The sequence below is a fragment of the Aurantimonas sp. HBX-1 genome (assembly GCF_021391535.1).
Taxonomy (GTDB): Bacteria; Pseudomonadota; Alphaproteobacteria; order Rhizobiales; family Rhizobiaceae; genus Aurantimonas.
On record NZ_CP090066.1, the window covers coordinates 2,590,464 to 2,616,349 of the forward strand.

Genomic DNA, 25,886 nt, shown 5'->3' on the forward strand with positions numbered 1-25,886 from the left:
CTCCCTCAGTTCGCTGCCGCGCCTTCCGCATGGCGTGGGCTCCGGCGGTCGTGTGACATCCGGTAGGCGCGCGTGCGGGAGACGAGCATCGGGTCGTCGGATGGCAGGATGCCGTCGACGAGGTTGAGCGGCGTGAACAGGAGGCCTTGGCCGCGTTCGGGATGGGCGGCCGTGCGCAGGACCAGCGTGCCGAGCTCCCGGACCTCCCGGCCTTCCGGCCAGGACATGGCGGCATCGTCGAGGGCGTCACCTTCGGCGGCGAGCTGCACCGCGAGACGGAAGCGCACCGGCGCGCCGGCAAGCCGGTCCCGCAGATCCGTCGCCAGGAAGTCCGGCGCCATCTGCGCCGCCGCCTCAGCGGACAGGAACCGCGTGCCGGCCTCGGGCTCGATGCGGTAGCGCCCGAAGCGGGTCGTTCCGGCGGCGTTGGTGAAGCGGAAGGCGTTGACCCCGTAAAAGCGCTGCCGGGCATAGCTCGCCGGCGTCGGCTTCGGCGTCTCGACGAACCGGCGGGCGGCCGGATGGGCGGCAAGGTGACGGTCCAGCCGAGCGGCATCGGCCGATCCGATCGCTTCGAGAAAGGCCAGGAACTCCTGCGGCGTCGAGGCCGGAAAGCCGTCGAACGAGTGCGCCACGATGTCGGTGGACCCGCCATCCGGCAGCAGGAACTTGATCGCCATGCCGTTGGGCGTCGCCGACGCATCGCCGTCCGGGACGGTCGGCACGCCGGAGAAGTTGGAGAAGCGTACGATCACCGGGACGGGGCCGTGGCTCATGTGCGTCGCCCGGGTGAGCGCGCCGGCGTCCGGATGCGGCTCGAAGCTTCCCTCCACCAGCACGCCCTTGGCATGGGCGGCGGGATGGCCCCGGTGCGGGCCGCCGGACATCGTGTCCAGCGCGCCGACGATGTTGCGTGCCGTGGCGGTGGGATTGCCGGTTGCGGGCCGCTCCCCGGCGACGGCCGGCGCCACGGCGAGCACGCCCGCCGCGAGGGCGATGCACGCCCTAGCGAAGGGGCGTCTGCCTCGGCCGTCTTTCCGCTTCGCTGTCTCGGCGCGCATGGATTTCCCGTCAGATACTAAGCCTGCCGGGTCATCTGTGCGCGCGGGCCCTTAAGTGCGCGTTACCGGGCCGCCAGAAACCCGGGCGACCGGACAACATCATGAATTTTCTGGAAGGATCCCCTGCCCCGGTCACCGGGCCGAGGGCCGCACGACGACCGGCGGCTGGCAGCCGGCCGGGGGCCAGGGCGGCGGCGGGGCGAAAGGTCAGCCGGCGGAGAGGCGCTCCCGGAGAAAGGCGACCGTGCGCTGGAAGGCGAGGTCGGCGGCCGGCTTGTCGTAGCGGGCAGCCGAAGTGTCGTTGTTGAAGGCGTGGTTGACCCCTGGCCTGCCCCCTGAAAAGTGGTCCTCCCTGAGGTAGGCTTTTAAGCCTTTGGAGGATGTCAGGAATGCCGAGGAAGAAGCACCAGCCTGAAGAGATTGTCGCGAAGCTGAGGCAGGTCGACGTATTGTTGTCGCAGGGGCGTCCGGTGGCGGAAGCGATCCGCACGATTTCCGTAACGCCGTTCACCTACTACCGCTGGCGCAAGGAGTTCGGCGGGCTGAAGAGCAACCAGGTGAAGCGGCTGAAGGACCTGGAGAAGGAGAACGAGCGGTTGCGCAAGGCCGTGTCGGACCTGACGCTGGAGAAGCTGATCCTCAGGGAGGCCGCCTCGGGAAACTGGTGAGCCCCGCCCGCCGTCGCTGCTGCATCGACCACACCATTGCGAAGTTTGGCGTGTCGGAGCGGCTGGCGTGCCGGGTTCTGGGGCAGCATCGATCTACCCAACGCAAGGCGCCGAAGGGACGAGCTGACGATGCCGCACTGACCGCTGCCATTGTCGCGCTCGCGACCCGGTATGGTCGTTACGGCTACCGCCGCATCGCGGCCATGCTGGAGAGCGCCGGCTGGGTGGTAAATGCCAAGCGCGTCGAGCGCATTTGGCGCCGGGAAGGTTTGAAGGTGCCGGCGCGGCAATCGAAGAAGGGCCGCCTTTGGCTGAACGACGGCTCCTGCCTTCGGCTTCGACCAGAACACCCCAACCACGTCTGGTCCTACGACTTCGTCGAGGATCGCACCCACAACGGCCGGAAGTTCCGCATGCTGAACGTGATCGACGAGTTCACCCGGGAATGCATCGCGATCAGGATCGATCGGAAGCTCAAATCCACCGACGTCATCGACGTCCTGTCCGATCTCTTCATTCTAAGGGGCGTGCCTGGACATGTTCGTTCGGACAACGGCCCGGAGTTCGTCGCCAAGGCGGTGCGGGAGTGGATCACGGCGGTTGGCGCGAAGACGGCGTTCATCGAGCCGGGCAGCCCGTGGGAGAACGGCTATTGCGAAAGCTTCAACTCCAAGCTCCGCGACGAGCTCTTGAACGGTGAGCTGTTCTACAGCCTGGCGGAGGCACGGATCGTCATCGAATGTTGGCGTCAGCACTACAACACTCGGCGCCCGCACTCTGCCCTCGGATACCGCCCGCCAGCACCAGCCGCTGTGGTGTGGCCGGCTGCGCCAACCCAACCGGCTTCGCCGGCCACCTCAACCGTGGCCGTCAAGCCCACAATGCATTAGATTCAAACCGGATCACCTAACGGGGGCAGGCCAGTGCGCGCGGGCCCTTAAGTGCGCGTTACCGGGCCGCCAGAAACCCGGGCGACCGGACAACATCATGAATTTTCTGGAAGGATCCCCTGCCCCGGTCACCGGGCCGAGGGCCGCACGACGACCGGCGGCTGGCAGCCGGCCGGGGGCCAGGGCGGCGGCGGGGCGAAAGGTCAGCCGGCGGAGAGGCGCTCCCGGAGAAAGGCGACCGTGCGCTGGAAGGCGAGGTCGGCGGCCGGCTTGTCGTAGCGGGCAGCCGAAGTGTCGTTGTTGAAGGCGTGGTTGACCCCCTCGTAAACATATATCTCGTGCGGAACGCCCGCCGCCTCGAGCGCCGCGCGATAAGCGTCGATCCCGGCATTGATCCGCTCGTCCAGCCCAGCATAGTGCAGCAGCAGCGCGGCCTTGATCTTCGGCGCGTCCTCAGCGTCGGGCTGGCGGCCGTAATAGGCGACGCCTGCCGCCAGATCCGGATCGGCGACCGCCAGGCTGTTCACCAGGCCGCCGCCCCAGCAGAAGCCGACCGCGCCGACCCTGCCGTTCGACCCCGGCAGCGCGGCCAGCCATTCCCGCGACCCCACGGCTTCGGCGATGGTGTGCTCCGCGTCGAGCGCGCCGATCAACTCGCGCGCCGCGTCATCGTCCGGCGGGGTGCCGCCCTCCGACGACAGGAAGTCCGGCGCTGCGGCGATGAAGCCCTCCAGCGCGAGTCGCCGGGCGACGTCCTGGATATGCCCGTTGAGGCCGCGATTCTCGTGGATGACGAGGACGCCGGGAAACGGTCCCTCGCCTTCCGCCGGCTTGGCGACATAGGCGCGCATCTCGGTGTCGCCGACGGGAAATTTCGCCCATAGCGTCGACAGACGCGGGTCCTGCGGATCGACGAGCGCGGCGCGTGCCGGCGACGCCGCGATCAGCGGCAGGATCGCCGAGGCCGCCGCCGCCGACCCGGCGAGGCCGGTGAGCCGCGCCATGAAGCCGCGTCGGTCGAGCGTCAGATGCGTATATTCGTCGTAGGCGTCGATCATCGCCTGGGTGATCTTCGGCGTCACGCTCATGCGCATCCCTCCCGTCGCCTCGCCGGTGCGGCGAGCCCCGTCCACGATAGCGGCGCCTCCCGGGGTCGCCAAGTCCGGCCGCCGCGGCGTATCGACCGGGCCGTTCCCCTAGTGTTCCCGGCGCCATCCATTACATAAAGAACGATGACCGATTTCGACGAATCAGGCGCGGCCGCGCCGGCGCGCACCGGCGGCATCGCCGCGCGGGCGATGGCGGCCCGCGGCACGCGGGCCCCGGACTATCTCGCCGGGCTCAATCCGGAACAGCGGGCCGCGGTGGAAACCACCGAAGGGCCGGTGCTGGTGCTGGCCGGCGCCGGGACCGGCAAGACGCGGGTGCTGACCACCCGCATCGCCCATATCCTCAATCTCGGCCTCGCCTTCCCGTCGCAGATCCTCGCCGTCACCTTCACCAACAAGGCGGCGCGCGAGATGAAGAACCGCGTCGGCCTCCTGGTCGGCGGCGCCGTCGAGGGCATGCCCTGGCTGGGCACGTTCCATTCGATCGGCGTCAAGATCCTGCGCCGCCACGCCGAGCTGGTGGGGCTCAAGTCGAACTTCACCATCCTCGACACCGACGACCAGATCCGGCTGATCAAGCAGCTGATCCAGGCCGAGAATCTCGACGACAAACGCTGGCCGGCCCGCACCTTCGCCAACATGATGGACGGCTGGAAGAACAAGGGCCTGACGCCGAAGGACATCCCCGAAGGCGACGCCCGCGCCTTCGCCAACGGCAAGGGACGTGAACTCTACGCCGCCTACCAGGCCCGGCTGATGGCACTCAACGCCTGCGATTTCGGCGACCTGCTGATGCACCCGATCGCCCTGTTCCGGGCGCATCCCGACGTGCTCGCCGAGTACCACCGGCGCTTCAAGTACATTCTCGTCGACGAGTACCAGGACACCAACGTCGCCCAGTATCTCTGGCTGCGCCTGCTCGCCCAGCGCCCGAAGGACGTTCCGCAGAACGTCTGCTGCGTCGGCGACGACGACCAGTCGATCTATGGCTGGCGCGGCGCCGAGGTCGACAACATCCTTCGCTTCGACAAGGATTTCCCGGGCGCCACGGTAATCCGACTGGAGCGCAACTACCGCTCCACCGCCCACATCCTCGGCGCCGCCTCGCACCTGATCGCCCATAACGAGGACCGGCTCGGCAAGACGCTGTTCACCGACGCGGCCGACCCGGAGGATCCCAAGGTCGAGGTCAATGCCGGCTGGGATTCGGAGGAAGAGGCCCGCGCCATCGGCGAGGCGATCGAGGACCTGCAGCGCCGCGAGAACCACAATCTCAACGACATGGCGATCCTGGTGCGCGCCTCGTTCCAGATGCGCGAGTTCGAGGACCGCTTCGTCACCATGGGCCTCAATTACCGCGTCATCGGCGGCCCGCGCTTCTACGAGCGCATGGAGGTGCGCGACGCGCTGGCCTATTTCCGCTGCGTCTGCCAGCCGGCCGACGACCTCGCCTTCGAGCGCATCGTCAACACGCCGAAGCGCGGCCTCGGCGACGCCACCATCCGCCTCGTCCACGACTATGCGCGCGCCAAGGCCATCCCGCTGATCGCCGCGGCCGGCGAGATGGCCGAGACCGAGGAGCTGAAGCCCAAGCCCCGCGCCACGCTGCGCCGGGTCGTCTCGGATTTCCGCCGCTGGTCGGAGTTGCTCGCCACCGTCAAGCACACCGAGCTCGCCGAGCAGATCCTCGAAGAATCCGGCTACACCGAGATGTGGCAGAACGACCGTTCGGCCGAGGCGCCGGGGCGGCTGGAGAACCTCAAGGAACTCGTCCGCTCGATGGAGCAGTACGAGTCGCTGCCCTCCTTCCTCGAGCATGTCGCGCTGGTCATGGACACCGAGCAGAACGCCGAGATGGATGCCGTCTCGATCATGACGCTGCATTCGGCCAAGGGGCTGGAATTCGAGACGGTATTCCTGCCCGGCTGGGAGGAAGGCCTGTTCCCGCACCAGCGCTCGCTCGACGAGGGCGGCCGCTCCGGCCTCGAGGAGGAGCGGCGCCTCGCCTATGTCGGCCTCACCCGCGGCAAGCGCCGGGTGAAGATATGGTTCGTCTCGAACCGGCGCATCCACGGCATGTGGCAGTCGACCATCCCCTCGCGCTTCCTCGACGAGCTGCCGGAGGCGCATGTCGAGGTGATGGAGGCCAACACCTCCTATGGCGGCTATGGCGGCTACGGCGCGTCGCGCTGGGACGGCGCCTCGGCCTTCAAGGAAGCCGCCTACACCACCCCCGGCTGGCGCCGGGCGCAGGCGGCCAATGCCGGCTTCACCAACACCGGCAAGAGCGGCGGCGACGGCTGGTCCGGCGGACGCAGCCGCGAGATCAGCTATGGCGAGGCGGGCCCCGGCGCCCGCGCCGGCCGCGGCCACAACCAGCCGCCGCGCCAGGGCTTCGGCCTCTACTCGGCGGCCAGCAAGGGCGGCCCGCGCGAGATCGAGGGCGAGCTGGTGGCCAAGTCCGTCGCCACCGAACCCAGCCGCTTCGCCGAGGGCGACCGGGTCTTCCACCTCAAGTTCGGCAACGGCACGGTCGCCAATGTCGAGGGCAACAAGCTCACCGTCGACTTCGACAAGGCCGGCCAGAAGCGCGTACTGGAGGGGTTCGTCGAGGCGGTGTGATGAGGGGCGCACCGGCGCCCACTTGCGGGGAAAAGCGATTTCACGGCTCGGTGCCGCAGAAGCCGCGCCTGGCATTGACGCCCCGCACCCCTCTCTTGCCTTTTCTGCGACTTGGGCCTTCGGCCCAAGACCGCAAAAAGGCTTTCTCTCCCTCAAGGGGAGAGAGGGCGGCTCACCTCGGACGCTCGCTCAAATTTACAACGCCGCCCTGACTCCCCTGGCTCCCTCTCCCCCCTTGAGGGGGAGAAAGCGATTTCATCGGCTTAGCGCCGCAGGCGCTAAACGATAGAAATCGCAAGAGAGGGTTCACCAGCCGCCGCCTATGCCTCCGCGTGCCTCCCGATCCGCTCCCGCGCCACCGCCAGCACCCTCACCGCCACCGCCACCGCATCGAGATCGGCGAGCACATCCTCGTTGTCGAACCGCAGGACCAGATAGCCGGCCTCCGCCAGGGCCGCGTCGCGGCTTGCGTCCCTGGCCGCCCCGTCACGCGTGCCCCGGTGCTGCCAGCCGTCGAGTTCCACCACCAGCAGCGCTTCCGCACAGACGAAGTCGGCGATGATGCCGAGCATCGGCACCTGGCGCCGGAACTTCAGCCCACCCAGCCTTCCCGCCCGGACGCGATGCCAGAACCGCCGTTCGGCTGCCGTCGGATCGGCCCGCATGGCTCTGGCGAAACGCCGGTATGGGGATGGCACGAGACGATGCGGCGACATGGTGCGCGGTACCGAATGGTGGGGTCGGCGATTTCTACGATGCAACTCGCGGTGGGTTCAACTGCCGGATGTGCATCCTCCCGGCTCCGGCAGGTCCGCAACAAGTCGGACGCAGCGGTCGCGCTCGTACCCCTCTCTTGCCTTTTCTGCGACTTGGGCCTTTGGCCCAAAACAGCGAAAAGGCTTTCTCTCCCTCAAGGGGAGAGAGGGCGGCTCACCTCGGACGCCCGCTCAATTTCCACCGCGCCCTGGCTCCCCTGGCTCCCCTCTCCCCCCTTGAGGGGGAGAAAGCGATTTCATCCGCTTAGCGCCGCAGGCGCTAAACAATAGAAATCGCAAGAGAGGGGTGGCGCGCCGACGTACCTCACGCTTGCGCCTACCGGCATACCCACGCTCGCGCCGCGCCCGCCCTCACCCATCCGCCAGCTGGTGCTCCAGCCACATGCCGATGCGCGCGAGGACCGCCTGCGGGTCCTGGTAGCCGACGGTGACCGGCAGGAAGCTGCCGTCGTGCTGCGGGCCGGCGAGCAGCGTCGGGAAGCCGGTGACGCCGGACTGCTGCGCGATTGCGAAATCCTGCAGCGTCTCGGCCTTCGTCGCCTCGTCCTCGAAGGCGGCGAGAAACGCGTCCCGGTCGAAGCCGGTCGCCTCGGCGAGGTCGGCGAGCGTCGCGGCCTCCGTGACGTCGCGGTTCTCGGCGTAGAAGCCATGGGCGATCGCCCGCATAAGCGCGAAGGTGCGGCCCGGCTGCAGCCGCCGCGCCGCGACCACGGCCCGCGCCGCCGGCTCGGTGTCGTAGACGAAGCCGGTGCGGTCGAAGAAGCCGAAGTCGAACGGCTGCCCGGACGCCGCGGCGACATGTTCCCAGTGGCGGCGCGTGCTCTGCCTTGCCGCCGCGTCCATCGCGGTCCGGGTGAACGGCCGCAGGCCGCCGAGCACCAGGCGGATCGGCAGGTCCGGGTGGTCCGCGGCGATCGCGTCCAGCACCGGCGCGAAGCCCCAGCACCACGAGCACATCGGGTCGGCGAAATAGACGAGGTGCGGGGTCGGCGGCTGCATGATCGGCGCTTCCTAAGGAGTGGACGGCCCGCGATCGGCCGGGAGGACGGGGCGGGCACGCCTCAACTGTCGCGCACCGCCGGACCGGCAAGCCCGCCGGAAATCTGGCGCGGCCCACGGTTTCGTGAGAATCCAGCCGTTCAGGAGCCATTCATCTGCCCGCGCGTTATTTGGACACACAAATCCTTCCTGCAGGAGGCCGGCATGCTGTTTCCGAAATCTCTGGCATTCAAGTCCCTGGCGCTGGCGCTCGCTTTGTCCTTCGCGCCGGTCACGACGTCGCTGCCGCTGTCGCCGCTGGTCGGCGTGAGTTCGGCCAAGGCCGATCCGGGCTGGAGCAAGCGGCAGTACTATCGCGGCGGCCGTCACTACCGCGGTCACCGCGGCTACTATCGCGGCGGCCGCGGCTACTATGGCGATCGGCGCTACTATGGCGGCCGGCGGTACTGGCGCGGCCATCGCCATCACGGCGACGCGGGCGCGGCGGCGATCATCGGCGGCATCGTCGGGCTCGGCATCGGCGCGGCCATCGCCAGCCAGCCGCGCTACTACGAGCCGGCGCCGCGCTACTACCGCGCCGCACCGGTCTACGGCTCGCCGCGCCCGTGGACCCGCGAGTGGTACCGCTACTGCTCGGCGCGCTACCGGTCGTTCGATCCCGGCTCGGGCACGTTCCAGCCCTATCACGGGCCGCGCCAGCTCTGCCGCTGAGCTGGCAGCGCGACCATCCGAAAAAGGCCGGGGCGACCCGGCCTTTTTTGCGTCAGGACGTTGCCGCCAGCGGCCGCGTCGCCGCCTCGAGCCAGGCCGCGTCGTCGCCGGACAAGAGCGGCGCCAGCGCCGCCGCAACACGGGCGTGATAGGCGTCGAGCCAGGCGATCTCCTCCGGGCTCATCCGCTCCGGCGCGATCAGCCGCCGGTCGATCGGTGCCAGCGTCAGCGTCTCGAAGCCGTGCATCGGCAGATCGCCGCCCTCGATCGGCGCCGCCTTCTCGACCAGCACCAGGTTCTCGATGCGGATGCCGTACGCGCCCTCGCGATAGTAGCCGGGCTCGTTGGAGAGGATCATCCCGGCCTCCAGCACCGCCATGCCGCGCTTGGAGATCGACTGCGGCCCCTCGTGGACGGCGAGGAACGAGCCGACGCCGTGGCCGGTGCCGTGCGCATAGTCGCAGCCGGCCTTCCACAGCGCGATGCGCGCCAACGGATCGAGATCGACGCCGCGCGTACCATTCGGAAAGCGCGCCGTCGAGATCGCGATCATCCCCTTGAGCACCAGCGTGAACTTCTCCCGCATCTCGTCGGTCGGCTCGCCGATCGGCATGGTGCGGGTGATGTCGGTGGTGCCGTCCTGGTACTGCGCGCCGGAATCCAGCAGGAACAGATTGCCCGCCTCCAGTAGGCGATCGCTGTCGCGGTTGACGCGGTAGTGGACGATGGCGCCGTTCGGCCCGGCCCCGGCGATGGTGTCGAAGGAGATGTCGCGAAGCGGCTGGCCGTCGCGCTCGCCCTGTTCGGCCCGCAGCGCCTCGAGCTTCTCCGCAGCGCCGATCTCGGTGACGCTGCCCGGCGCCTGACGGTCAAGCCAGGCGAGGAAGCGCGTCACCGCCGCGCCGTCGCGGCGCTGCGCCGCCCGTGCGCCCTCGATCTCGCCGTCGTTCTTGACGGCGCGTGGCAGCCGGGCGGGATCGGCCATCTCGACCACCGTGCCGCCGGCTTCCTCGACGAGGCTCGCCAGCCGCGCCGCGGCGAGCTGCGGGTCGATGCCGATGCTCCGCCCCGCCGCCTCGCGCCGCACCGCCGCCTCGAACTGCTCCGGGGCGGCGATGTCGGCGAGCGGCGCGAGATGGTCGCGCACGGCGGCGTCGAGCTTGGCCGCGTCGACGAACAGCGTCGGCCGCCCGTCGCGCCGCAGGATCGCGAAGGCGAGCATCAGCGGCGTGTGCGGCACGTCGGAGCCGCGAATGTTGAAACTCCAGGCGATCGACGCCGGGTCGGTGAGCAGCGTCGCGTCGGCCTTGGCTTCGGCGAGCTTCTCCGCCATCGACGCCAGCTTGTCCGCCGCGGCCCGGCCGGCGAAACGCTCCGGATGCACCATCGCCGCGCCCTTCGGCGGCGCCGGGCGGTCGTTCCAGATCCGGTCGATCGGATTGGCGCGCATCGGCACGAGCGTCCCACCGGCCTTCTCCATCGCCTTCGCCAGGGTGCGGATCTCGCCCTGGGTGTGCAGCCAGGGATCGTAGCCGATACGCTTGCCGGCAGCCGCCACCGGCAGGTACTCGGAGAGCGGCGTTTCGACCGAGGACACCGGCTCGAACAGCGACGTGTCGACCTGGGCGCGGACCTGCAGCGTGTAGCGCCCGTCGGTGACAATCATCGCCCGGTCGGCGAGGACGAGCGCCGTGCCGGCCGAGCCCGAGAAGCCGGTCAGCCACTGGAGCCGGGCGGCGGCATCGGGGATGTATTCGCCCTGGTGCTCGTCGGCCCGCGGTACGATGAAGCCGTCCAGCTCGGCCTCGGCAAGACCCGCCCGCAGCCGGCGCAGCCGCTCCGCCGATCCGCTGCCATCGCTCGTCGCATCGAAGTCCTGGAACATTCCGTCTCGCTTTCTCGGCTGCCGCTGGATGCCGCGGCGGGACCCCGCAGCGGCAGCGCACCATAGGCGCGGACGCCATCGCGTAAAAGGTTAATGGCGTCCTAACATCCCGCCATGCTGCATTGCAGCAGGCGGGACGGACCTATGCAGGAACGACTCTACCGGAGCGTCTCGCCAGACCGCATATTCAGTCTCGACGGGAGGCACTCGTATCCCCAAGGAGACCACCCATGGCCACCACCAGTTTCACCCAGTTGTCGCTTCGCCAGTCCGGCAATTCCAAGGGCTTCATGCGCAACATGCTCGACCGCGTCATCGAGGCGCGCGAGCGCCAGGCGCGCCGCTACATCGCCCAGCACCACTCGATCCACGGCTTCGACGATTTCGGCGCCAGCGCCCACGAATCGCTGTTCGACGGCCAGGCGCCCGAGCGCCGCTAAGGCGTCGGGCTTTCGTCCGTAAAAGCCTTCGATGACTATCTGAAACGCCGGCGGCTCCCGCCGGCGTTTTGCGTTGGTGCTCAGCGCGTCAGGTGCAGCGTCACCCATTCGCCGCGCACCAGCGTCTGGCGATGGTAGAGCCCCTGGATCCGGAAGCTGGCCAGCACCCGGTCGCGCTGGCTGACCAGGATCCCCGACAGGATGACGTCGCCGCCCCGCGCCAGGTGCCGGGCGAATTCCGGCGCGAGGCGCATCAGCGGCCCGGCCAGGATGTTCGCCACGATCAGGTCGTAGGGTGCCCGGTCGGCGATGGCGCGGGCCCGGAAGCCGGTGGCCACCGCCGTCGTCACGAAGGGGGCGACATGGTTGCCGGCGACGTTCGCCGCCGCCACCCGGACGGCGACGGGATCGATGTCGGTCGCCAGCACCGGAATGCGCGCCAGCTTGGCGATGCCGATCGCCAGCACGGCGCTGCCGGTGCCGAGGTCGAGCGCGTTGCGGGGCCGGCGGCGGGCGACGATCCGGCCGATGGCGGACAGGCAGCCGGCGGTGGTGCCGTGGTGGCCGGTGCCGAAGGCCATGCCGGCCTCGATCTCGATGGAAAGGTCGTTGGCCGCCACCTTGTCGCGGTCGTGCGCGCCGTGGACGATGAAGCGGCCGGCCCGGACGGGCTTCAGCGCGGCGAGCACGTCGGCCATCCAGTCGCGGTCCGGCAGTTCCTCCCGGCCGATTCCCTCGGCGGAATCGCGGCCGAGGGCGGCGGCGACCTCCGATGCCCTGTCCTCGCCGTCGGCGACCTCGAGATAGGCCGAGACCTCGAAGCGCTCGGCGGCCTCGTCGACCTCGGACATCGCCACCGGCGCGCCCTCGTCCTCGAAGGCGGCGTCCAGCGCAGAGTAGAGCCGCTCGGCCTCGGCCTTGCCGGCGACAAGATGGTAGCGGACCTGCGCCATCAGCCGGCGACCTCCCCGGGTTTCACCGCCTCTTCGGTCTGGCGGGCCTTGTCGGCCCGCGTCTGGCGATCCGTCGTCGTCGCCTTGACGATCTTTTCCTGCTCGCGATCGGCGCGCCGCGGGCCGAAGGAGATGATCGTGTCGCCCTCGCCGGGCGTGCCCGAGCCCTCGCCGGCGGCAAACACCAATACGCCCGATGCCCGGATCCACAGCATCACATGGGTGCCCTCGGCGCGGGTCTCGACGAAGCGCTCATATCCGAACTCGTCGGTCAGCCGCGTCGCCTGGAAGTTCCAGCCATCCACCATGAGGTCGCGCAGCTCGGCGAAATCCTTGGCCGGCTTGAACAGCGGCTGGCCGCCGATGGTGAAGTTCATCGCCCGTCGGTCGGACTCGGCGAGCTTGCCGATCTGGAACACGTCGGAGCGGCCCATCTCCGGCCCGAAGTCGGTGCAGACCAGCGCGTTGTAGGCGTCGTTGTCGGTCGCCGCGAGCAGGTAGTCGAAGCGCGAGAGATTGAGGTTGTGGTGCGCCGCTTCCGACAGCACTTCGCCGTACCAGGCCTCGATCTCGGCGAGCCGCGCCTGCGAGATGCGCGACCAGTTGGCGTCGGCGATCAGCACCGGCACGTCCTGCGCCTTCAGGCGGCGGGCCAGCGCGATGGTGAAGCGCGACGCGCCGACGATCAGCACGCCCGGCCGGTCCGCCGAGCGCAGGTCCAGGAGGCGCGACAACGGCCCGAGCGTGAAGCCGTGCAGCAGGATGGTCACCGCGACGACGGCGAAGACATAGGCGATCATCCGGTCGCCATCGACGACGCCGAGATCGGCGAGGGTCGAGCCGAACAGGCCGGCCACCGCCGTCGCCACGATGCCGCGCGGCGCGATCCAGCCCACCAGCACCCGCTCGCGCCAGGAAAGTCCGGCGCCGATCGTCGCCACGAAGACCGCCAGCGGGCGGATCACGAACAGCACCGCGGCCAGGAATCCGAGCACGCGCCATTCGAGGCTGGCGATGATCTCCGGCTGCAGCGACGCGGTGAGGATGATGAACAGGCCGGAGACGAGCAGGATGGTGATCGTCTCCTTGAACCGGCGCAGTTCGGAGAGGCTGGCGATCCGGGCATTCGCCATGGTGATGCCCATCACCGTCACCGTCAGCAGGCCGCCCTCCTCCAGCACCAGGTTGGTCAGCGAGTTCATGCCCACCACGGCGGCGAGCAGGATCGGCGCCTTGAGATATTCCGGCGCCTCGCCGCGCGCGAACATCCAGGCGAGGAAGCGGCCGGCAGCGATGCCCCCCGGGATCGCGATCACCAGGGCGAACAGGACGGTGAAGACCAGGTTCTCGGCCTGGTGGCCGGTGTGGAGGACCAGATAGACCTCGAAGGCGATCACCGCGAACAGCGCGCCGATCGGGTCGTTGACGATCGCCTCCCAGCGCAGGATCGAGGCCGGCCGGTTCTTCAGCTTGGCGTGCCGCAGCAGCGGCATGATCACCGTCGGTCCGGTGATCACCAGCAGGCCGCCGAGGATGATCGCCGTCGGCCAGCTCAGCTCGCCGATGAAATGCGCCGCCAGCGCGGTCAGCAGCCAGATCGTCGGCCCCGCCAGCGTGACGATGCGGCGTACCGCCGTCGACGTCTCGCGAATCTCGCGGAAGTTCAGCGTCAGCCCGCCCTCGAACAGGATGATCGCCACCGCCGTCGAGACCAGCGGGGTGTAGAGCTCGCCGAAGTCGGCGCGCGGATTCATGAAGCCGGTCAGCGGTCCGAATACCAGCCCGACCGCCAGCAGCAGCACGATGGCCGGAATCTGCAGGCGCCAGGCGATCCATTGCGCGGTGATTCCGGCAACGCCGATGATCGCGAGCTGTAGGGCTAGATCGTGCATGAAAAGTGGTTCCGGGAGCCGAAGCAAGGCGGCGGTGCCGACCCGGCACCCCGCATTCCATCCAGCTCGAATTCAGATGACGCGTCGAAACTAGCTCGGCCGGTCCGCGTGGGAAGGGGCCCGCCGGGATCCGGCGCCCAGGGCTCAGACGCCGGTGAGCCGTTCCAGCTTGGCCTTCGCCGTTTCCGGGTCTTCGCCATAGGCGAGCGTGCCGGCCAGCGCGCCGTCGGCATCGAGCAGGAAGGTCGTCGCGGTGTGGTCCATCGTGTAGTCCGCCCCCTCGCCCACCTTGCGCGAATAGACCCCCCAGCCCTTCAGCATCGCCGCGACATTCTCGGGAGAGCCGGTGAGCGCGGTGATGTCCGGCGAGACCGCCGCGACGTAGTCCTTCATGACCGGCGGCGTGTCGCGCTCCGGATCGACGGTGACGAACACCACCTTCAGCTCACCGCCTTCGGCGGCGATCTGCTTCTGGTAGCCGGAGAGCTCGTAGAGCGTCGTGGGGCAGACATCCGGACAGTGGGTGAAGCCGAAGAACACCGCGGCCGGCGTGCCGCGGAGGTCCGCCTCGGTGACCGGCGCGCCGTTCTGGTCGACGAGCTGGAAGGACGAGCCGTAGGGACCCTCGCCGGCTGTCGGAGACCCCGAGCCGGTCGAGGCGATGAAGAAGACCGCGGCCATGACGCCGGCGATCAGCGCCGCCATCGCCCAGAGGCCGGTGCGGATCATGGTGGTCGTGTTCATGCTGTCGCCGGACCCCGCCGCTGCGGCACCCGCTCCCTGTCTGTCGATGGCTGCGGGTGGGCGATATCACAGCCCGCGGCGGAAACGCGATGGCCGATCGCCGCGCGCCGCTCACGAATGCGCGCGCGGCCTCAGAAGCAGGTCATCCAGCCGGCCTGCAGCAGCCCGACGAAGATCTGCTCGCCATGGCGCGCCCAGCCGAGCGTCGCGACCGCCGAAAGAAGCGCAAGCCCCGCGGCGAGGCCGCCGAGCGCGAGCGTCATGGTCCTGGGGCGGGCGGACGGTGTCATGCGCCGAATATAGCGGCTGCGGGCGGCGGTTGCCAGCATGCCGGCGGCGCCCGTCAGCTCGGGCGGTCGACGAGAAGGAAATACACCAGCGCCGCCGCCGGCATGGCGATGCCGATCAGGCAGACGCCCTGCCAGCCGAAGGTCTCCAGCACCGGGCTGGTCAGCGCCGAGCCGAGCGCCCCGCCGAGGAAGAACGTCGTCATGTAGACGGCGTTGAGCCGGCTGCGGATCGTGTCGTCGAGCTGGTAGATCTCCCGCTGGCCGAGAACCAGGTTGGCCTGCACGCCGAGGTCGATCAGGATGCCGGCGGCGACCAGGGCGGCGAGCGAGGTCTCGCCGAACAGCGCCAGCACGAAGGCCAGCACCGCGATGCCGATGGCAACCGCGGTGCCGACGCGGGTATGCCCGCGATCGGCGAGCCGGCCGGCGACCGGTGCGGCGAACACGCCGAGCACCCCGGCGAGGGCGAACAGCGCCACCCCGCCCGGGCTGAAGCCGTAGGGCTCGCGCAGCAGCAGGATCGGCGTCGCCGTCCAGAACAGCGAGAAGGCCGCGAACATCGCGGCGTGATAGAGCGCCCGGCGCCGCAGCACCGGCTGGCTGACGAAGAGCCGGCCGAGCGAGGCGATCAGCGCGCCGTAACCGCGCGTCCCCTCCGGCCGGCGCTCGGGCAGGAGCAGCAGCGCGGCGAGGCCGAGCGCCGCGATCACGCCGGCCGACAGGCCGAAGACGCCGCGCCAGCCGACGAATTCAGCGAGGAAGCTCGACAGTGGCCGGGCGAGCAGGATGCCGAGCAGGAGCCCGCTCATCACGTTGCCGACGACGGCGCCGCGCTCTTCGGCCGGCGCCAGGTTGGCGGCGAGCGGCACGATCATCTGCGCCGCGGTCGAGGTGACGCCGACGGCCAGCATCGCGGTGAACAGCAGCGCCAGGTTCGGCGCGAAGGCGAGGCCCGCCAGCGCCACGACATTGGCCGCCATGGTGGCGAGGATCAGCCGGCGGTTCTCGAGCACGTCGCCGAGCGGCACCAGCAGCACCAGCCCGACCGCGTAGCCGATCTGCGCCAGCGTCACGAGGGAACTCTCGGCGCTGATCGGAAGACCGGTATCGGCGCCGATCAGCGCGACCAGCGGCTGGGCATAATAGAGATTGGCCGCAAGCGCGCCGGAGGCGGCGGCGAACAGGATGGTCAGCACCGTGCCGAGGCCGCGCCGGCCGGCGGCATCCTCGGCAGCCATCGTCGCAACGGCGGCATCGGCAGGGCGGGTCTGGCGCATTTCGGGATCCCAACAGCGCGGCCGGCCCGCGCAACGCCTCGCCAGATAGCGTCAAGCCCGCCGCCGACCAAGTGCTGCAGTGCAAACAGCGCGTCCACCGACCGGCTTGCATCGCCCGGCGCGACACCTATGGTTGCCGCGATGCCCGAAGGAACCACACGCATGCGCTTCACCGGAACCGAGAGCTACGTCGCCGGCAAGGATTTGATGGTGGCGGTCAACGCCGCGATCACGCTGGAGCGCCCGCTCCTCGTCAAGGGCGAGCCCGGCACCGGCAAGACCGAGCTTGCCTTCCAGATCGCCGCGGCGCTGGGGCTGCGGCTGATCCAGTGGACGGTGAAGTCGACCACCAAGGCGGCGCAGGGCCTCTACGAATACGACGCGGTGTCGCGGCTGCGCGACAGCCAGCTGGGCGACGCGCGGGTCAACGACATCCGCAACTACATCCGCCCCGGCAAGCTCTGGGAGGCCTTCGCCTCGGAGGAGCGCGTGGTCCTGTTGATCGACGAGATCGACAAGGCCGACATCGAGTTCCCCAACGACCTCCTGCAGGAGCTCGACCGCATGGAGTTCGACGTCTACGAGACCGACGAGACGATCCGCGCGAAGCACCGGCCGATCGTCGTGATCACCTCGAACAACGAGAAGGAGCTGCCGGACGCGTTCCTGCGCCGCTGCTTCTTCCACTACATCCAGTTTCCCGATCCCGAGACGCTGGCGCGCATCGTCGACGTCCACCATCCCGGCATCAAGCAGGACCTCGTCCGCGCCGCCCTCACCCAGTTCTACGAGATCCGCGAGCAGCCGGGCGTCAAGAAGAAGCCGTCGACCTCCGAGGCGCTGGACTGGATCCGGCTGCTGGTCGCCGAGGACATCGACGCCAAGGATCTGCGCGAGAGCCCGACCAAGGCCCTGCCGAAGCTCGCCGGGGCGCTGCTGAAAAACGAGCAGGACGTGCATCTCTTCGAGCGCCTGGCGTTCCTGGCAAGGGGTCGGGGATGAGTGCCGGCGTGGTGATCCGCCCCCTAGCCGCCACCGACGAAGCCGAATGGCGCCGGCTGTGGACGGCCTATCTCGACTTCTACGAGGCGAGCGTCCCCGAGGAAGTCTACGCCACCAGCTTCGCGCGGATGCTGTCGGACGAGCCGAACGAATTTCGCGGCCTGATCGCCGAGGTCGACGGCCGGGCGGTGGGGCTTGCCCACTACCTCTTCCACCGCCACGGCTGGCGGATCGAGAACGTCTGCTACCTGCAGGACCTCTACGCCGACCCGGACGTGCGCGGCACCGGCGTCGGCCGGGCGCTGATCGAGGCGGTCTATGCCGCGGCCGATGAAGCGGGCTGCCCCAGCGTCTACTGGATGACGCAGGACTTCAATCATACGGCGCGCCAGCTCTACGACCGGATCGGCGAGAAGACGCCGTTCATCAAGTACCAGCGCCAGCGCTGATCCGGGCCGCGCGGCTTCTGCCGCCCGCGCCCATCAGCGGCCATGATCGCGGCCATCACGAGAATTCGCTGGTCGCGCCGGCCGCGCGTGGTCACAAGCCATGCCTGTCCGAGACTGCGAGATCGCCCATGCCGACGCTTCCGCTCTACCAGGTCGACGCCTTCACCGACCGGCTGTTTGCCGGCAACCCCGCTGCCGTGGTGCCGCTCGGTGCGTGGCTTCCCGACGCCACGATGCTGGCGATCGCGGCCGAGAACAATCTCGCCGAGACGGCCTTCCTGGTGCCCGCCGGCGCGGCGCGTTGGGAGCTGCGCTGGTTCACCCCGACCGTCGAAGTGCCGCTCTGCGGCCACGCGACGCTGGCCTCCGCCTTCGTCCTCACCCAGTGCCTCGGCGAAACCGCCGGAACGCTGACCTTCGCGACGCGCCAGTCGGGCGAGCTGACGGTGACGCGGGACGCTGACGGCTGGTACGTCATGCGGCTGCCGCGCCGCCACGCCGTCGGCACGGTCGACGCCGCCGGCATCGACGCGCTGGCCGCCGCGCTCGGCGCCCGGCCGACCGAGGCGGTGATCTTCGCGGTGCCGAACGACACGTCATGGCTGGCGGTGTTCGCCAGCGCCGCCGAGATTACCGCGCTGGCGCCGGACATCCGCGCCCTCGCCGGCCTGCCGCCGCGCAACGTCATCGCCACCGCGCCGGGCGAGCCCGGCTCCGGCGTCGACTTCGTCTCGCGCATGTTCGCGCCGAAGGCCGGCATCGACGAGGACCCGGTCACCGGCTCGGCGCATTGCGCGCTGGCTCCCTACTGGGCCGAGCGGCTCGGCAAGACCGGCTTCCTCGCCCGCCAGGTCTCGCGCCGCGGCGGCACGCTGCGCTGCGAGCTGGACGGCGACACGGTGGTCGTCGCCGGCGAGGCGGCGCTGTATCTCACCGGCGAGATCGCCGTCCCGGCGTGACGGCGAAGCGCCGTGTGGCCCCGGGTCAGGCCCGGGGACGATGCCGGGAGAACGCCTAGCGCTTGACTTCCCAGGTGGTGATGCGCTCGCCGGTCTCCGGGTCCTTGCCATCCTTCAGCTGAATCCCCTGCGCAAGCAGCTCGTCGCGGATGCGGTCCGCCTCGGCGAAGTTTCTGGCGCGCAGGAGCTCGAGGCGTTCGGCGATGATCGCCCGCACGTCGTCCGACACGGCGTTGGACACGATAAGATCGATGCCGACGAGGGTCAGGCAGGCGAGCGCGGCGGATGCGCCGATCCGCCTCTGGTCGTCGGTGGGGTCACCCGAGCCAGACCCTGATACTTCGGCATTCTGCTCCGCCGCCGCGCCTGCCTCCGCCCATCGTCCCTGGTTGAACAGCGCGTGGACGACCTGCAGGGCGCCGCCGAAATCGAGGTCGTCCGTCAGCGCCCGCAGGAACGCCGGATCGGCCGCCGTCGCGGCGGCGTTCTCGACGGCGGCGATGCGCCGCCAGCGGGTCAGGATCGCCTCCGCCTCCTCCAGCCGCTTCACCGAAAAGTCGATCGGCTCGCGGTAATGCGTCATCAGCATCGCCAGGCGCAGCACCTCGCCCGGCCATTTCCGCCCGCCGAAATTCTCCGTGTGCAGCAGATCGTCGATGGTGACGAAGTTGCCGTCGGACTTGGCCATCTTGCGGCCCTCGACCTGCAGATAGCCGTTGTGCATCCAGATCTGCGCCATCGTGTCGGTGCCGTGGGCGCAGCGCGACTGGGCGATCTCGTTCTCGTGGTGCGGGAAGATCAGGTCGAGCCCGCCGCCATGGATGTCGAAGACCTCGCCGAGCAGCGCGCCGCTCATCACCGAGCATTCGATGTGCCAGCCCGGCCGGCCGCGGCCCCAGGGCGAGTCCCAGCCCGGCTCGTTCTCGGCCGAGAGCTTCCACAGGACGAAATCGCCGGGATTGCGCTTGTGGCTGTCGACGGCGACGCGCGCGCCGGCGCGCTGCTCGTCGAGCTTGCGGTTGGAGAGCCGGCCGTAGTCCGGCATCGAGGTGACGTCGAACAGCACCTCGCCGCCGGCCTGGTAGGCGTGGCCCTTGTCGATCAGCGTGGCGATCATCGCCACCATGTCCTGCCCGTCGGTGCGGCCGGCGACGTAGTCGGTGGCGCGCGGCTCATGCGTCGGCGGCAGGCAGCCGAGCGCCGCGACGTCCTTGTGGAACTGCTCGGCGGTCAGCGACGTCACCCGGGCGATCGCCTCATTCAGCGGCAGGCCCGGATAGTCGCGCCCCGCCCGCGCGTTGATCTTGTCGTCGACGTCGGTGATGTTGCGCACATAGGTGACGGCCTCGGCGCCGTAGAGATGGCGCAGCAGCCGGAACAGCACGTCGAAGACGATGACCGGGCGGGCGTTGCCGATATGGGCGAAGTCGTAGACGGTTGGCCCGCAGACATACATGCGCACCCGCCGCTCGGCTTCGGGAACGCCCGGCACCTGCCAGGCGAGCGGGCGGAACTCCTCCTTGCGCCGCGTCAGCGTGTTCCAGAGCGTCAGGCCGCGAAACCCGTCATCCATCGGTCTGCCTCGATTCCTTCGCGGGGATTGGCGCATCTGCCGGACGCGCCTTCCCTCGTTCGATCGCCGCGTCGCCGGCGCCCGCCGCAGGGCGCCGCCTTGGGTCGGCGGGCTCTGGCTAGCCGCAAACGCGCCGCCTGACAAATCCGCGGCCGGGCTCGCGCAAGCGTGATTCCGGCGGCGCGCGGCGTGCCGGCCGCGGCGCTTGGCACGAAACCTCCGCCCGACGGCGCCTCGGCAAAAATTCGTGCCCCTGGCGACTCCGCCGGTTGTGACAGGAATGCAACGGCGAACCGCATAGCGTCACAACGGCTTAGCGGCGTCAGTTCCAGAATCGCTTCTGCCCATAATCTGGCGCAATCGCAGTGCCGGATCGCCCTCCCAGCAGCCCACGGACCCATGGCCATGATCACCAAGAGTGTTGAGTTCAAATCGAAGCGCGAACGCGAGCAGGAGGTCGATCTTGCCAAGAACTATCGCGCCATCGGCATTCCGGCCATCGCCGCCGCCAGCCAGTCCTGGCTGAAGGCCAAGGCGCCGAAGCGGCCGCGCGACGAGACCTTTCCGGCCCTGATCCCGGCGGAATGATCCGCCGCCAGCGTCCTTAGAACAGGCTGCCCTGCGCCTCGCCGTTCGGCGGGGTTGCCGCGACGGGCGTGGCCTCGGCGTTTTCCTCGATCGGTGCCTGCACGTCCGGGCCGGTGTTGGCGACCTTGTTCACCCGGTCCGACACCCGCACGATCTCGAAGAAATCGTCGTCGGGCGGCGACAGGATATCCGCCACCGCCTGCGGGTCATGGTCCCGGCAGTCCAGCCACCGAGCGTAATCGGCTTCGGCCACCACGATCGGTGTCCGGTCATGAATCGCCGCGATCGGACCCGAAGCCGCCGTCGTCAGGATCGCCGCGGTGTCGATCTGGCCGCCGTCAGGCCCCTGAAAGGTCTCCATCAGGCCGGCAAAGGCGAAGGGACGCCCATCGGCAGGTTTGAGGAAATGCGGCTCGGACTTCGCCTTGCCCTGCCGGCGCCACTCGTAGAAGCCGGAGGCCGGCACCAGGCAGCGGCGGTAGCGCATGGCGCCGCGGAAGGCGTTCTTCTCCGCCGCCGTCTCCGCCCGCGCATTGATCAGCAGCGGAAAACTCTTCACGTCCTTGACCCACCCGGGGATCAGCCCCCATCTCGCCAGCAGCGCCCGGCGGTTCGGCCGGTTGGCGCCGGGCCGCTCCGCCTCGCCGCCGATCGCGATCAGGATCGGCTGGGTCGGGGCGATGTTGTAGCGCGGCGGGAACGGGTCGAGGTCGATCAGGGCCAGCAGTTCGGCGACCGCGTCGGGTGGCGCCGTCAGGGTGAAGCGTCCGCACATGGCGATGTTTGAGCCGCAGCCGGCGCCTGAAGTCAATCTCGGAAGGTACAGCATGCCCGATCGTTCCGCCCGCCCGCTGCTCGGCGTGTCGCTGTGCCTGTCCGGCGAAGGCCGCGTCCTTCTCGTCGAGCGCGGCCGCGACCCCTATGCGGGCCGGCTCAGCCTGCCGGGCGGCGGCGTCGATTTCGGCGAGCGGCTGGAGGAGGCGGCACGGCGCGAATTGGCCGAGGAGACCGGGCTCGTCGCCGACGCATTGCGGTTCGTCACGCTGCACGAGGCGATCGGAGGGCAGTTCCACGCGGTGATCGCGGTCTTCGCCGGTTCGCTACCCGCCGCGGCCGTGCCCCAGGCGGCCGACGACGCGGCGAGCCTGCACCTTCTGACGCTCGACGAGATCGAGGACGCCGAGCGGCTCGGACGGACCACGCCGGGGCTCGCCGACATGGCCCGCAAGGCCGTCAACGCCACGCTCGTCCACTGATTCCCCGGCTGTTGCGGGAAGGGCGCAGCGTGCCCCATATCGCTGCCGCGCCCGGCCCGGCGCTTGCATAAATGTTAACGACGACGGAAAGCTTTGGCATGCGTGTTCGGCCCCTCATCCCGGTGATCGTCCTGGCGGCTGTGGCCTTGGGTCCGGTCGCTACGGCGACGGCGCAGACCGCGGCGCCGGCCGAGACGCCGGCCGCGGGCGCCGAGGCGCCAGCCAGCGAGGAGACGGCGGCGGTGATGCCGAGCGATGCGCCCTACATGCGGCCGATGGGCCGCCTCGCGGCGATCCTCGGCTCGATGCACTTCCTGCGCCGGCTGTGCGGGGACGCCGAGGCGGACCTCTGGCGGGACAAGATGCAGGAGCTGATAACCGCCCAGGCCCCCAACGAGGCCGACCGGCGGCGACTGGTGGCGAGCTTCAACAGCGGCTTCCGGTCGTTCGAATCGACCTACCGGCACTGCACGCCGGCGGCGCAGCTGGCCGTCAGCCGCTACCAGAGCGAGGGCGCCGCGCTGGCACGCGAGATCGGCGTCAGGTACGGGAATTAACGTGGGGTTAACGATTTCGGAAGAGTGCGACGATTTTCGCACCCGGATCGTGCTAGGGACCTTAACGGGACGTGAAGCCGAAAGGCTGCAATTGAGGGGTTCAGATGATCGATTTGCACGGGGCCGAGCTGGAAGAGCTGATCCAGGCCGAAAAGAAGCAGGTCGCCTTCGAATACCATAACGAAGCCTGGGCCGACGGGATCTCCGACGGTATCGAGGCGGAGATCCTCGCCGAGACGGCGATCACCACCGCGCTCACCGAACTGATCCGCCTGCACGGGGAAGACGACGTCCTGACCATGGTCGAATCGCTGCGCCAGCGAATCGAGTTCGGCGAGTTCCGGGCCGACCGTACCGTCCAGTAGTCGCCCCGCCCCGTTCCTGTCCCACGCTGGCCATGCCGGCCGCCGCCATGCGGAGGTGCTGACGCCTTGCGCCATACGAGCCTCTTCCTGACTGCCGCCCTCGCCGCGACCATCGTCGTCGGTGCACATCCGGCTGGCGCCTTCTCGCGAATCGACCCCGGCGAAGGCCGGTCGGATTCCCGCGAGGGGATCATCGCGGTGCCGTTGCCGCCGCTGCCCGGCGCCCAGCCCGCGGCTCCGTCCCTGCCCGAGCCGTCGACCCCCGCCCCCGAGGGCACCGACGCCGGCGAGGTGCCGCTGACGCCGGCGGATGAGCTGGACGACGCGGTCCCCGCCTCGGAGACCGACGAGGCGCCGGCGGAGCCTTCCCCCGCGGGCGAAGACGCGTCTCGCGTCACGCCGACGCCCTTGCGGGGCGGCGACGAGGCCGGCGCCGGGAGTGCCGAGCCGCTGGCCGCCGAGATCGCCTATGGCGACGATTCCCTGCCTCGCCCCGTCCGCGACCTGCGCGCCCGGCTGATGGAGATCGCCCGCAGCGGCGAGATCGAGCGCCTGCGGCCGTATATCGAGAAGGGCGAGGACGGCACGGTGCTGTCCTTCGGCCCCGCCATCGACGACCCGATCGCGTTCCTCAAGGCCAGCTCCGGCGACGGCGAGGGCATCGAGACGCTGGCGATCATGCTGGAGCTGCTCGAGGCCGGCCACGCCCGCACCGAGGCCGGCTCGCCGAACGAGATCTATGTCTGGCCGTATTTCACCCAGGTGCATCTCGAGGACCTGACGCCGCCGCAGAAGGTCGAGCTGTTCGAGCTGGTGACCGCCGGCGACTACCAGGGCATGCTGGATTTCGGCGGCTACAATTTCTACCGGATCGGCATCACGCCCGACGGCCGCCTGGCGTTCTTCGTCGCCGGCGACTGACCGTCCTAGCGCGGCGCCGCCAACCGTGCGTCGAGCAGCGCAACCGCCTCCGCCGCGCCCATCACCGCCGCCGCATCCCGCGCCGTGGCGCCCTCCGGGGTGCGGGCAACGATGTCGGCCCCGCGCTCCAGCAGGCAGTCGATGAGTTCGGTGCGGTTGAACATCGCCGCCATCATCAGCGGCGTGCGCCCGTCCGGCCCCGCCCCGTCGACCCTGGCGCCGTGATCGAGCAGCAGCCTTGCGATCGCGAGTTCGCCCTTGAAGGCGGCGCCGGCGAGCGGCGTCTGGCCGCGATCGTTGACGAGCTCGGGGTCGGCGCCGCGGGTCAGCAGCAGTCCGGTCAGCGCCGCATGGCCGTGATAGCTCGCCAGCATCAGCAGGCTGTCGCCCTTGGCGTTGCGGAAATTCACCGGCAGGCCCTGGTCGAGAAACGCCGCGATCGCGTCGGTGTCGCCATTGCGGGCGGCGTCGAACACCCGCGCCGCCAGGGCCTGCGTGGCTTCCTCGACGGCGGCGGGATCCATGGCTTCGTCGGTCATCGTATGCTCTCCGGCAGAAGGCTCAACGCAGCGGCGCCAGCGTCTCGACGAACTCCGCCGGCTGGCCCTGTGAGCCCTCGACGATCTCGCCCTCCCACATGACGCGGTTGCCGCGCACGAAGGTGCCGACCGGCCAGCCGGTGACCCGCCTTCCGTCATAGGGCGTCCACTGCGCGCGCGAACCGATCCAGTTGTTGGTGATCGTGACGTCCCGCTTCAGGTCGACGACGGTGAGGTCGGCGTCGTAGCCGAGCGCGATGCGGCCCTTGCCGGCGAGGCCGAAGATGCGCTGCGGGCCGGCCGAGGTGAGATCGACGAAGCGGGCGAGGCTCAGCCGGCCATTGGCGACATGGTCGAGCATGATCGGCACCAGCGTCTGCACGCCGGTCATCCCCGACGGCGACTGCGGATAGGGCCTGGCCTTCTCCTCCAGCGTGTGCGGGGCGTGGTCGGAGCCGAGCACGTCGACGACGCCCGCCGCGATGCCGCGCCAGACGCCGTCGCGATGGCGGGACTCGCGCACCGGCGGGTTCATCTGCAGCTTGGTGCCGAGGCTCGCATAGTCGTCGGCGGTCAGCGTCAGGTGATGCGGCGTCGCCTCGCAGGTGGCGTTGCGTTTGTGGGCGGCGAGGAAGTCGATCTCTTCCGCGGTCGAAATGTGCAGCACGTGGATGCGCGCGCCGGTCTCCTCGGCGATGGCGACCAGCCGCTCGGTGCAGCGGAGCGCGGCGATCTCGTCGCGCCACACCGGGTGCGAGGCCGCGTCGCCCGCGACCTTGAGCCCGGCGCGCTCGCGCAGGCGGAACTCGTCCTCCGAGTGGAAGGCGGCGCGGCGGCGGGTCTGCGACAGGATCTCGCGCACGCCGCCATCGTCCTCGACCAGCAGCGATCCGGTGGACGAGCCCATGAACACCTTGATGCCGGCGGCGCCCGGCAGCCGCTCCAGCTCGCGGATGTCGCCGACGTTGTCGCGCGTGCCGCCGACCCAGAAGGCGAAGTCGCAGTGCATGCGCTTGCTGCCGCGCCGCACCTTGTCGGCGAGCGCCGCCTCGCTGGTGGTCAGCGGATCGGTGTTCGGCATCTCGAAGACGCAGGTGACGCCGCCCAGCACCGCGGCACGCGACCCGGTCTCCAGGTCCTCCTTGTGCTCGGCCCCCGGCTCGCGGAAATGCACCTGGCTGTCGATCACGCCCGGCAGGATATGAAGGCCCGTACAGTCGACGACCGCCCCTGCTGCCGTCCGGTCCAACAACCCGATCGCGACGATGCGCCCGCCGCTGATGCCGATGTCGCGGACGCCCGCGCCATCCTGGTTCACCACCGTCCCGCCGCTCAGCAGCGTGTCGTAGGTTCTCGCCAT

At 69.7% G+C, this 25,886-nt stretch carries 26 protein-coding genes and 1 pseudogene; 12 read left to right on the plus strand and 15 right to left on the minus strand.

Annotated elements, in window-relative coordinates; genetic code table 11:
- Positions 1–5 precede the first annotated feature (5 nt).
- Positions 6–971 carry a catalase family peroxidase gene (locus tag LXB15_RS12240; protein ID WP_233948720.1) on the minus strand — a complete coding sequence of 322 codons (966 nt, stop codon included), beginning with the start codon at positions 969–971 and terminating at the stop codon, positions 6–8.
- 297 nt (positions 972–1,268) lie between these two features.
- Positions 1,269–1,385, minus strand: a pseudogene (locus LXB15_RS12245) (dienelactone hydrolase family protein); the annotation flags it as partial.
- A gap of 65 nt (positions 1,386–1,450) precedes the next feature.
- On the opposite strand from LXB15_RS12245, the gene LXB15_RS12250 reads away from it, so the two are divergent.
- Positions 1,451–2,619, plus strand: a protein-coding gene (locus LXB15_RS12250; RefSeq protein ID WP_233948721.1) for an IS3 family transposase whose coding sequence is annotated in 2 segments (ribosomal slippage) — positions 1,451–1,715 and positions 1,715–2,619 — 1,170 coding nt in all. Because the reading frame shifts where the segments join, the coding sequence is not laid out codon by codon here.
- Between the two features lie 203 nt (positions 2,620–2,822).
- Here LXB15_RS12250 and LXB15_RS12255 read toward each other — a convergent pair.
- Positions 2,823–3,707 carry a dienelactone hydrolase family protein gene (locus LXB15_RS12255; RefSeq protein ID WP_233948722.1) on the minus strand — a complete coding sequence of 295 codons (885 nt, stop codon included), beginning with the start codon at positions 3,705–3,707 and terminating at the stop codon, positions 2,823–2,825.
- A gap of 144 nt (positions 3,708–3,851) precedes the next feature.
- On the opposite strand from LXB15_RS12255, the gene LXB15_RS12260 reads away from it, so the two are divergent.
- The gene (locus LXB15_RS12260) at positions 3,852–6,350 is read left to right on the plus strand and encodes an ATP-dependent helicase (RefSeq protein ID WP_233948723.1); all 2,499 of its coding nucleotides are present in this window, start codon (positions 3,852–3,854) and stop codon (positions 6,348–6,350) included.
- Positions 6,351–6,670: 320 nt separating this feature from the next.
- Here LXB15_RS12260 and LXB15_RS12265 read toward each other — a convergent pair whose 3' ends face one another.
- Positions 6,671–7,066: an endonuclease domain-containing protein gene (locus LXB15_RS12265; RefSeq protein ID WP_255696594.1), complete on the minus strand. Its 396-nt coding sequence runs from the start codon at positions 7,064–7,066 to the stop codon at positions 6,671–6,673.
- A 411-nt stretch (positions 7,067–7,477) separates the two neighbouring features.
- Entirely contained in the window at positions 7,478–8,125 is a 648-nt protein-coding gene (locus LXB15_RS12270) for a DsbA family protein (protein WP_233948725.1), read from the minus strand.
- Positions 8,126–8,329: 204 nt separating this feature from the next.
- Between LXB15_RS12270 and LXB15_RS12275 the strand changes: the two genes are divergently transcribed.
- Positions 8,330–8,836, plus strand: coding sequence for a BA14K family protein (locus tag LXB15_RS12275; protein WP_233948726.1), 507 nt, complete (start codon positions 8,330–8,332; stop codon positions 8,834–8,836).
- A 52-nt stretch (positions 8,837–8,888) separates the two neighbouring features.
- On the opposite strand, the gene LXB15_RS12280 is transcribed toward LXB15_RS12275, so the two are convergent.
- On the minus strand, positions 8,889–10,721 hold the full coding sequence (locus LXB15_RS12280; protein WP_233948727.1) for an aminopeptidase P family protein: 1,833 nt from the start codon (positions 10,719–10,721) through the stop codon (positions 8,889–8,891).
- A 230-nt stretch (positions 10,722–10,951) separates the two neighbouring features.
- On the opposite strand from LXB15_RS12280, the gene LXB15_RS12285 reads away from it, so the two are divergent.
- Entirely contained in the window at positions 10,952–11,161 is a 210-nt protein-coding gene (locus LXB15_RS12285) for a hypothetical protein (protein WP_233948728.1), read from the plus strand.
- Between the two features lie 80 nt (positions 11,162–11,241).
- Here LXB15_RS12285 and LXB15_RS12290 read toward each other — a convergent pair whose 3' ends face one another.
- The 5 genes from LXB15_RS12290 to LXB15_RS12310 form a co-directional block, all read right to left on the minus strand.
- A complete protein-coding gene (locus tag LXB15_RS12290) occupies positions 11,242–12,114 on the minus strand; it encodes a 50S ribosomal protein L11 methyltransferase (protein WP_233948729.1) in 873 nt (290 codons plus the stop codon).
- Positions 12,114–14,006, minus strand: a complete 1,893-nt coding sequence (locus LXB15_RS12295) for a sodium:proton antiporter (RefSeq protein ID WP_233948730.1) — start codon at positions 14,004–14,006, stop codon at positions 12,114–12,116. Before LXB15_RS12295 ends, LXB15_RS12290 begins: the two co-directional genes overlap by 1 nt.
- A 144-nt stretch (positions 14,007–14,150) precedes the next feature.
- Positions 14,151–14,750 (minus strand): SCO family protein, encoded by a 600-nt coding sequence (locus LXB15_RS12300; protein WP_233948731.1) that lies wholly within the window; start codon positions 14,748–14,750, stop codon positions 14,151–14,153.
- 131 nt (positions 14,751–14,881) lie between these two features.
- Positions 14,882–15,079, minus strand: coding sequence for a hypothetical protein (locus tag LXB15_RS12305; RefSeq protein ID WP_233948732.1), 198 nt, complete (start codon positions 15,077–15,079; stop codon positions 14,882–14,884).
- 14 nt (positions 15,080–15,093) lie between these two features.
- The gene (locus tag LXB15_RS12310) at positions 15,094–16,278 is read right to left on the minus strand and encodes an MFS transporter (RefSeq protein ID WP_233953152.1); all 1,185 of its coding nucleotides are present in this window, start codon (positions 16,276–16,278) and stop codon (positions 15,094–15,096) included.
- A 201-nt stretch (positions 16,279–16,479) separates the two neighbouring features.
- Here LXB15_RS12310 and LXB15_RS12315 point away from each other — a divergent pair, with 201 nt between their 5' ends.
- The 3 genes from LXB15_RS12315 (at position 16,480) to LXB15_RS12325 (ending at position 18,727) form a co-directional block, all read left to right on the plus strand.
- The gene (locus tag LXB15_RS12315) at positions 16,480–17,319 is read left to right on the plus strand and encodes a MoxR family ATPase (protein ID WP_233948733.1); all 840 of its coding nucleotides are present in this window, start codon (positions 16,480–16,482) and stop codon (positions 17,317–17,319) included.
- A complete protein-coding gene (locus tag LXB15_RS12320; protein WP_233948734.1) occupies positions 17,316–17,768 on the plus strand; it encodes a GNAT family N-acetyltransferase in 453 nt (150 codons plus the stop codon). The genes LXB15_RS12315 and LXB15_RS12320 overlap by 4 nt, the downstream gene beginning before the upstream one ends.
- 128 nt (positions 17,769–17,896) lie before the next feature.
- Complete coding sequence (locus tag LXB15_RS12325; protein ID WP_233948735.1) at positions 17,897–18,727, plus strand: PhzF family phenazine biosynthesis protein; 831 nt, start codon at positions 17,897–17,899, stop codon at positions 18,725–18,727.
- A gap of 55 nt (positions 18,728–18,782) precedes the next feature.
- Here LXB15_RS12325 and cysS read toward each other — a convergent pair whose 3' ends face one another.
- The gene (cysS, locus tag LXB15_RS12330; protein ID WP_233948736.1) at positions 18,783–20,300 is read right to left on the minus strand and encodes a cysteine--tRNA ligase; all 1,518 of its coding nucleotides are present in this window, start codon (positions 20,298–20,300) and stop codon (positions 18,783–18,785) included.
- Positions 20,301–20,705: 405 nt separating this feature from the next.
- Between cysS and LXB15_RS12335 the strand changes: the two genes are divergently transcribed.
- Positions 20,706–20,888, plus strand: coding sequence for a hypothetical protein (locus tag LXB15_RS12335; RefSeq protein ID WP_233948737.1), 183 nt, complete (start codon positions 20,706–20,708; stop codon positions 20,886–20,888).
- Positions 20,889–20,904: 16 nt separating this feature from the next.
- On the opposite strand, the gene LXB15_RS12340 is transcribed toward LXB15_RS12335, so the two are convergent.
- A complete protein-coding gene (locus tag LXB15_RS12340; RefSeq protein WP_370640228.1) occupies positions 20,905–21,663 on the minus strand; it encodes an SOS response-associated peptidase in 759 nt (252 codons plus the stop codon).
- 52 nt (positions 21,664–21,715) lie between these two features.
- Here LXB15_RS12340 and LXB15_RS12345 point away from each other — a divergent pair, with 52 nt between their 5' ends.
- The 4 genes from LXB15_RS12345 (at position 21,716) to LXB15_RS12360 (ending at position 23,987) form a co-directional block, all read left to right on the plus strand.
- Positions 21,716–22,144 carry an NUDIX domain-containing protein gene (locus LXB15_RS12345; protein WP_233948739.1) on the plus strand — a complete coding sequence of 143 codons (429 nt, stop codon included), beginning with the start codon at positions 21,716–21,718 and terminating at the stop codon, positions 22,142–22,144.
- A gap of 98 nt (positions 22,145–22,242) precedes the next feature.
- Entirely contained in the window at positions 22,243–22,701 is a 459-nt protein-coding gene (locus LXB15_RS12350) for a TIGR02301 family protein (RefSeq protein WP_233948740.1), read from the plus strand.
- Positions 22,702–22,805: 104 nt separating this feature from the next.
- On the plus strand, positions 22,806–23,066 hold the full coding sequence (locus LXB15_RS12355) for a hypothetical protein (RefSeq protein WP_370640097.1): 261 nt from the start codon (positions 22,806–22,808) through the stop codon (positions 23,064–23,066).
- Between the two features lie 66 nt (positions 23,067–23,132).
- The gene (locus tag LXB15_RS12360; protein WP_233948741.1) at positions 23,133–23,987 is read left to right on the plus strand and encodes a hypothetical protein; all 855 of its coding nucleotides are present in this window, start codon (positions 23,133–23,135) and stop codon (positions 23,985–23,987) included.
- Positions 23,988–23,992: 5 nt separating this feature from the next.
- Here the strand turns inward: LXB15_RS12360 and LXB15_RS12365 are convergent, their stop codons facing one another.
- On the minus strand, positions 23,993–24,526 hold the full coding sequence (locus LXB15_RS12365) for an ankyrin repeat domain-containing protein (protein WP_233948742.1): 534 nt from the start codon (positions 24,524–24,526) through the stop codon (positions 23,993–23,995).
- Between the two features lie 22 nt (positions 24,527–24,548).
- Positions 24,549–25,886, minus strand: a complete 1,338-nt coding sequence (locus tag LXB15_RS12370; protein ID WP_233948743.1) for a dihydroorotase — start codon at positions 25,884–25,886, stop codon at positions 24,549–24,551.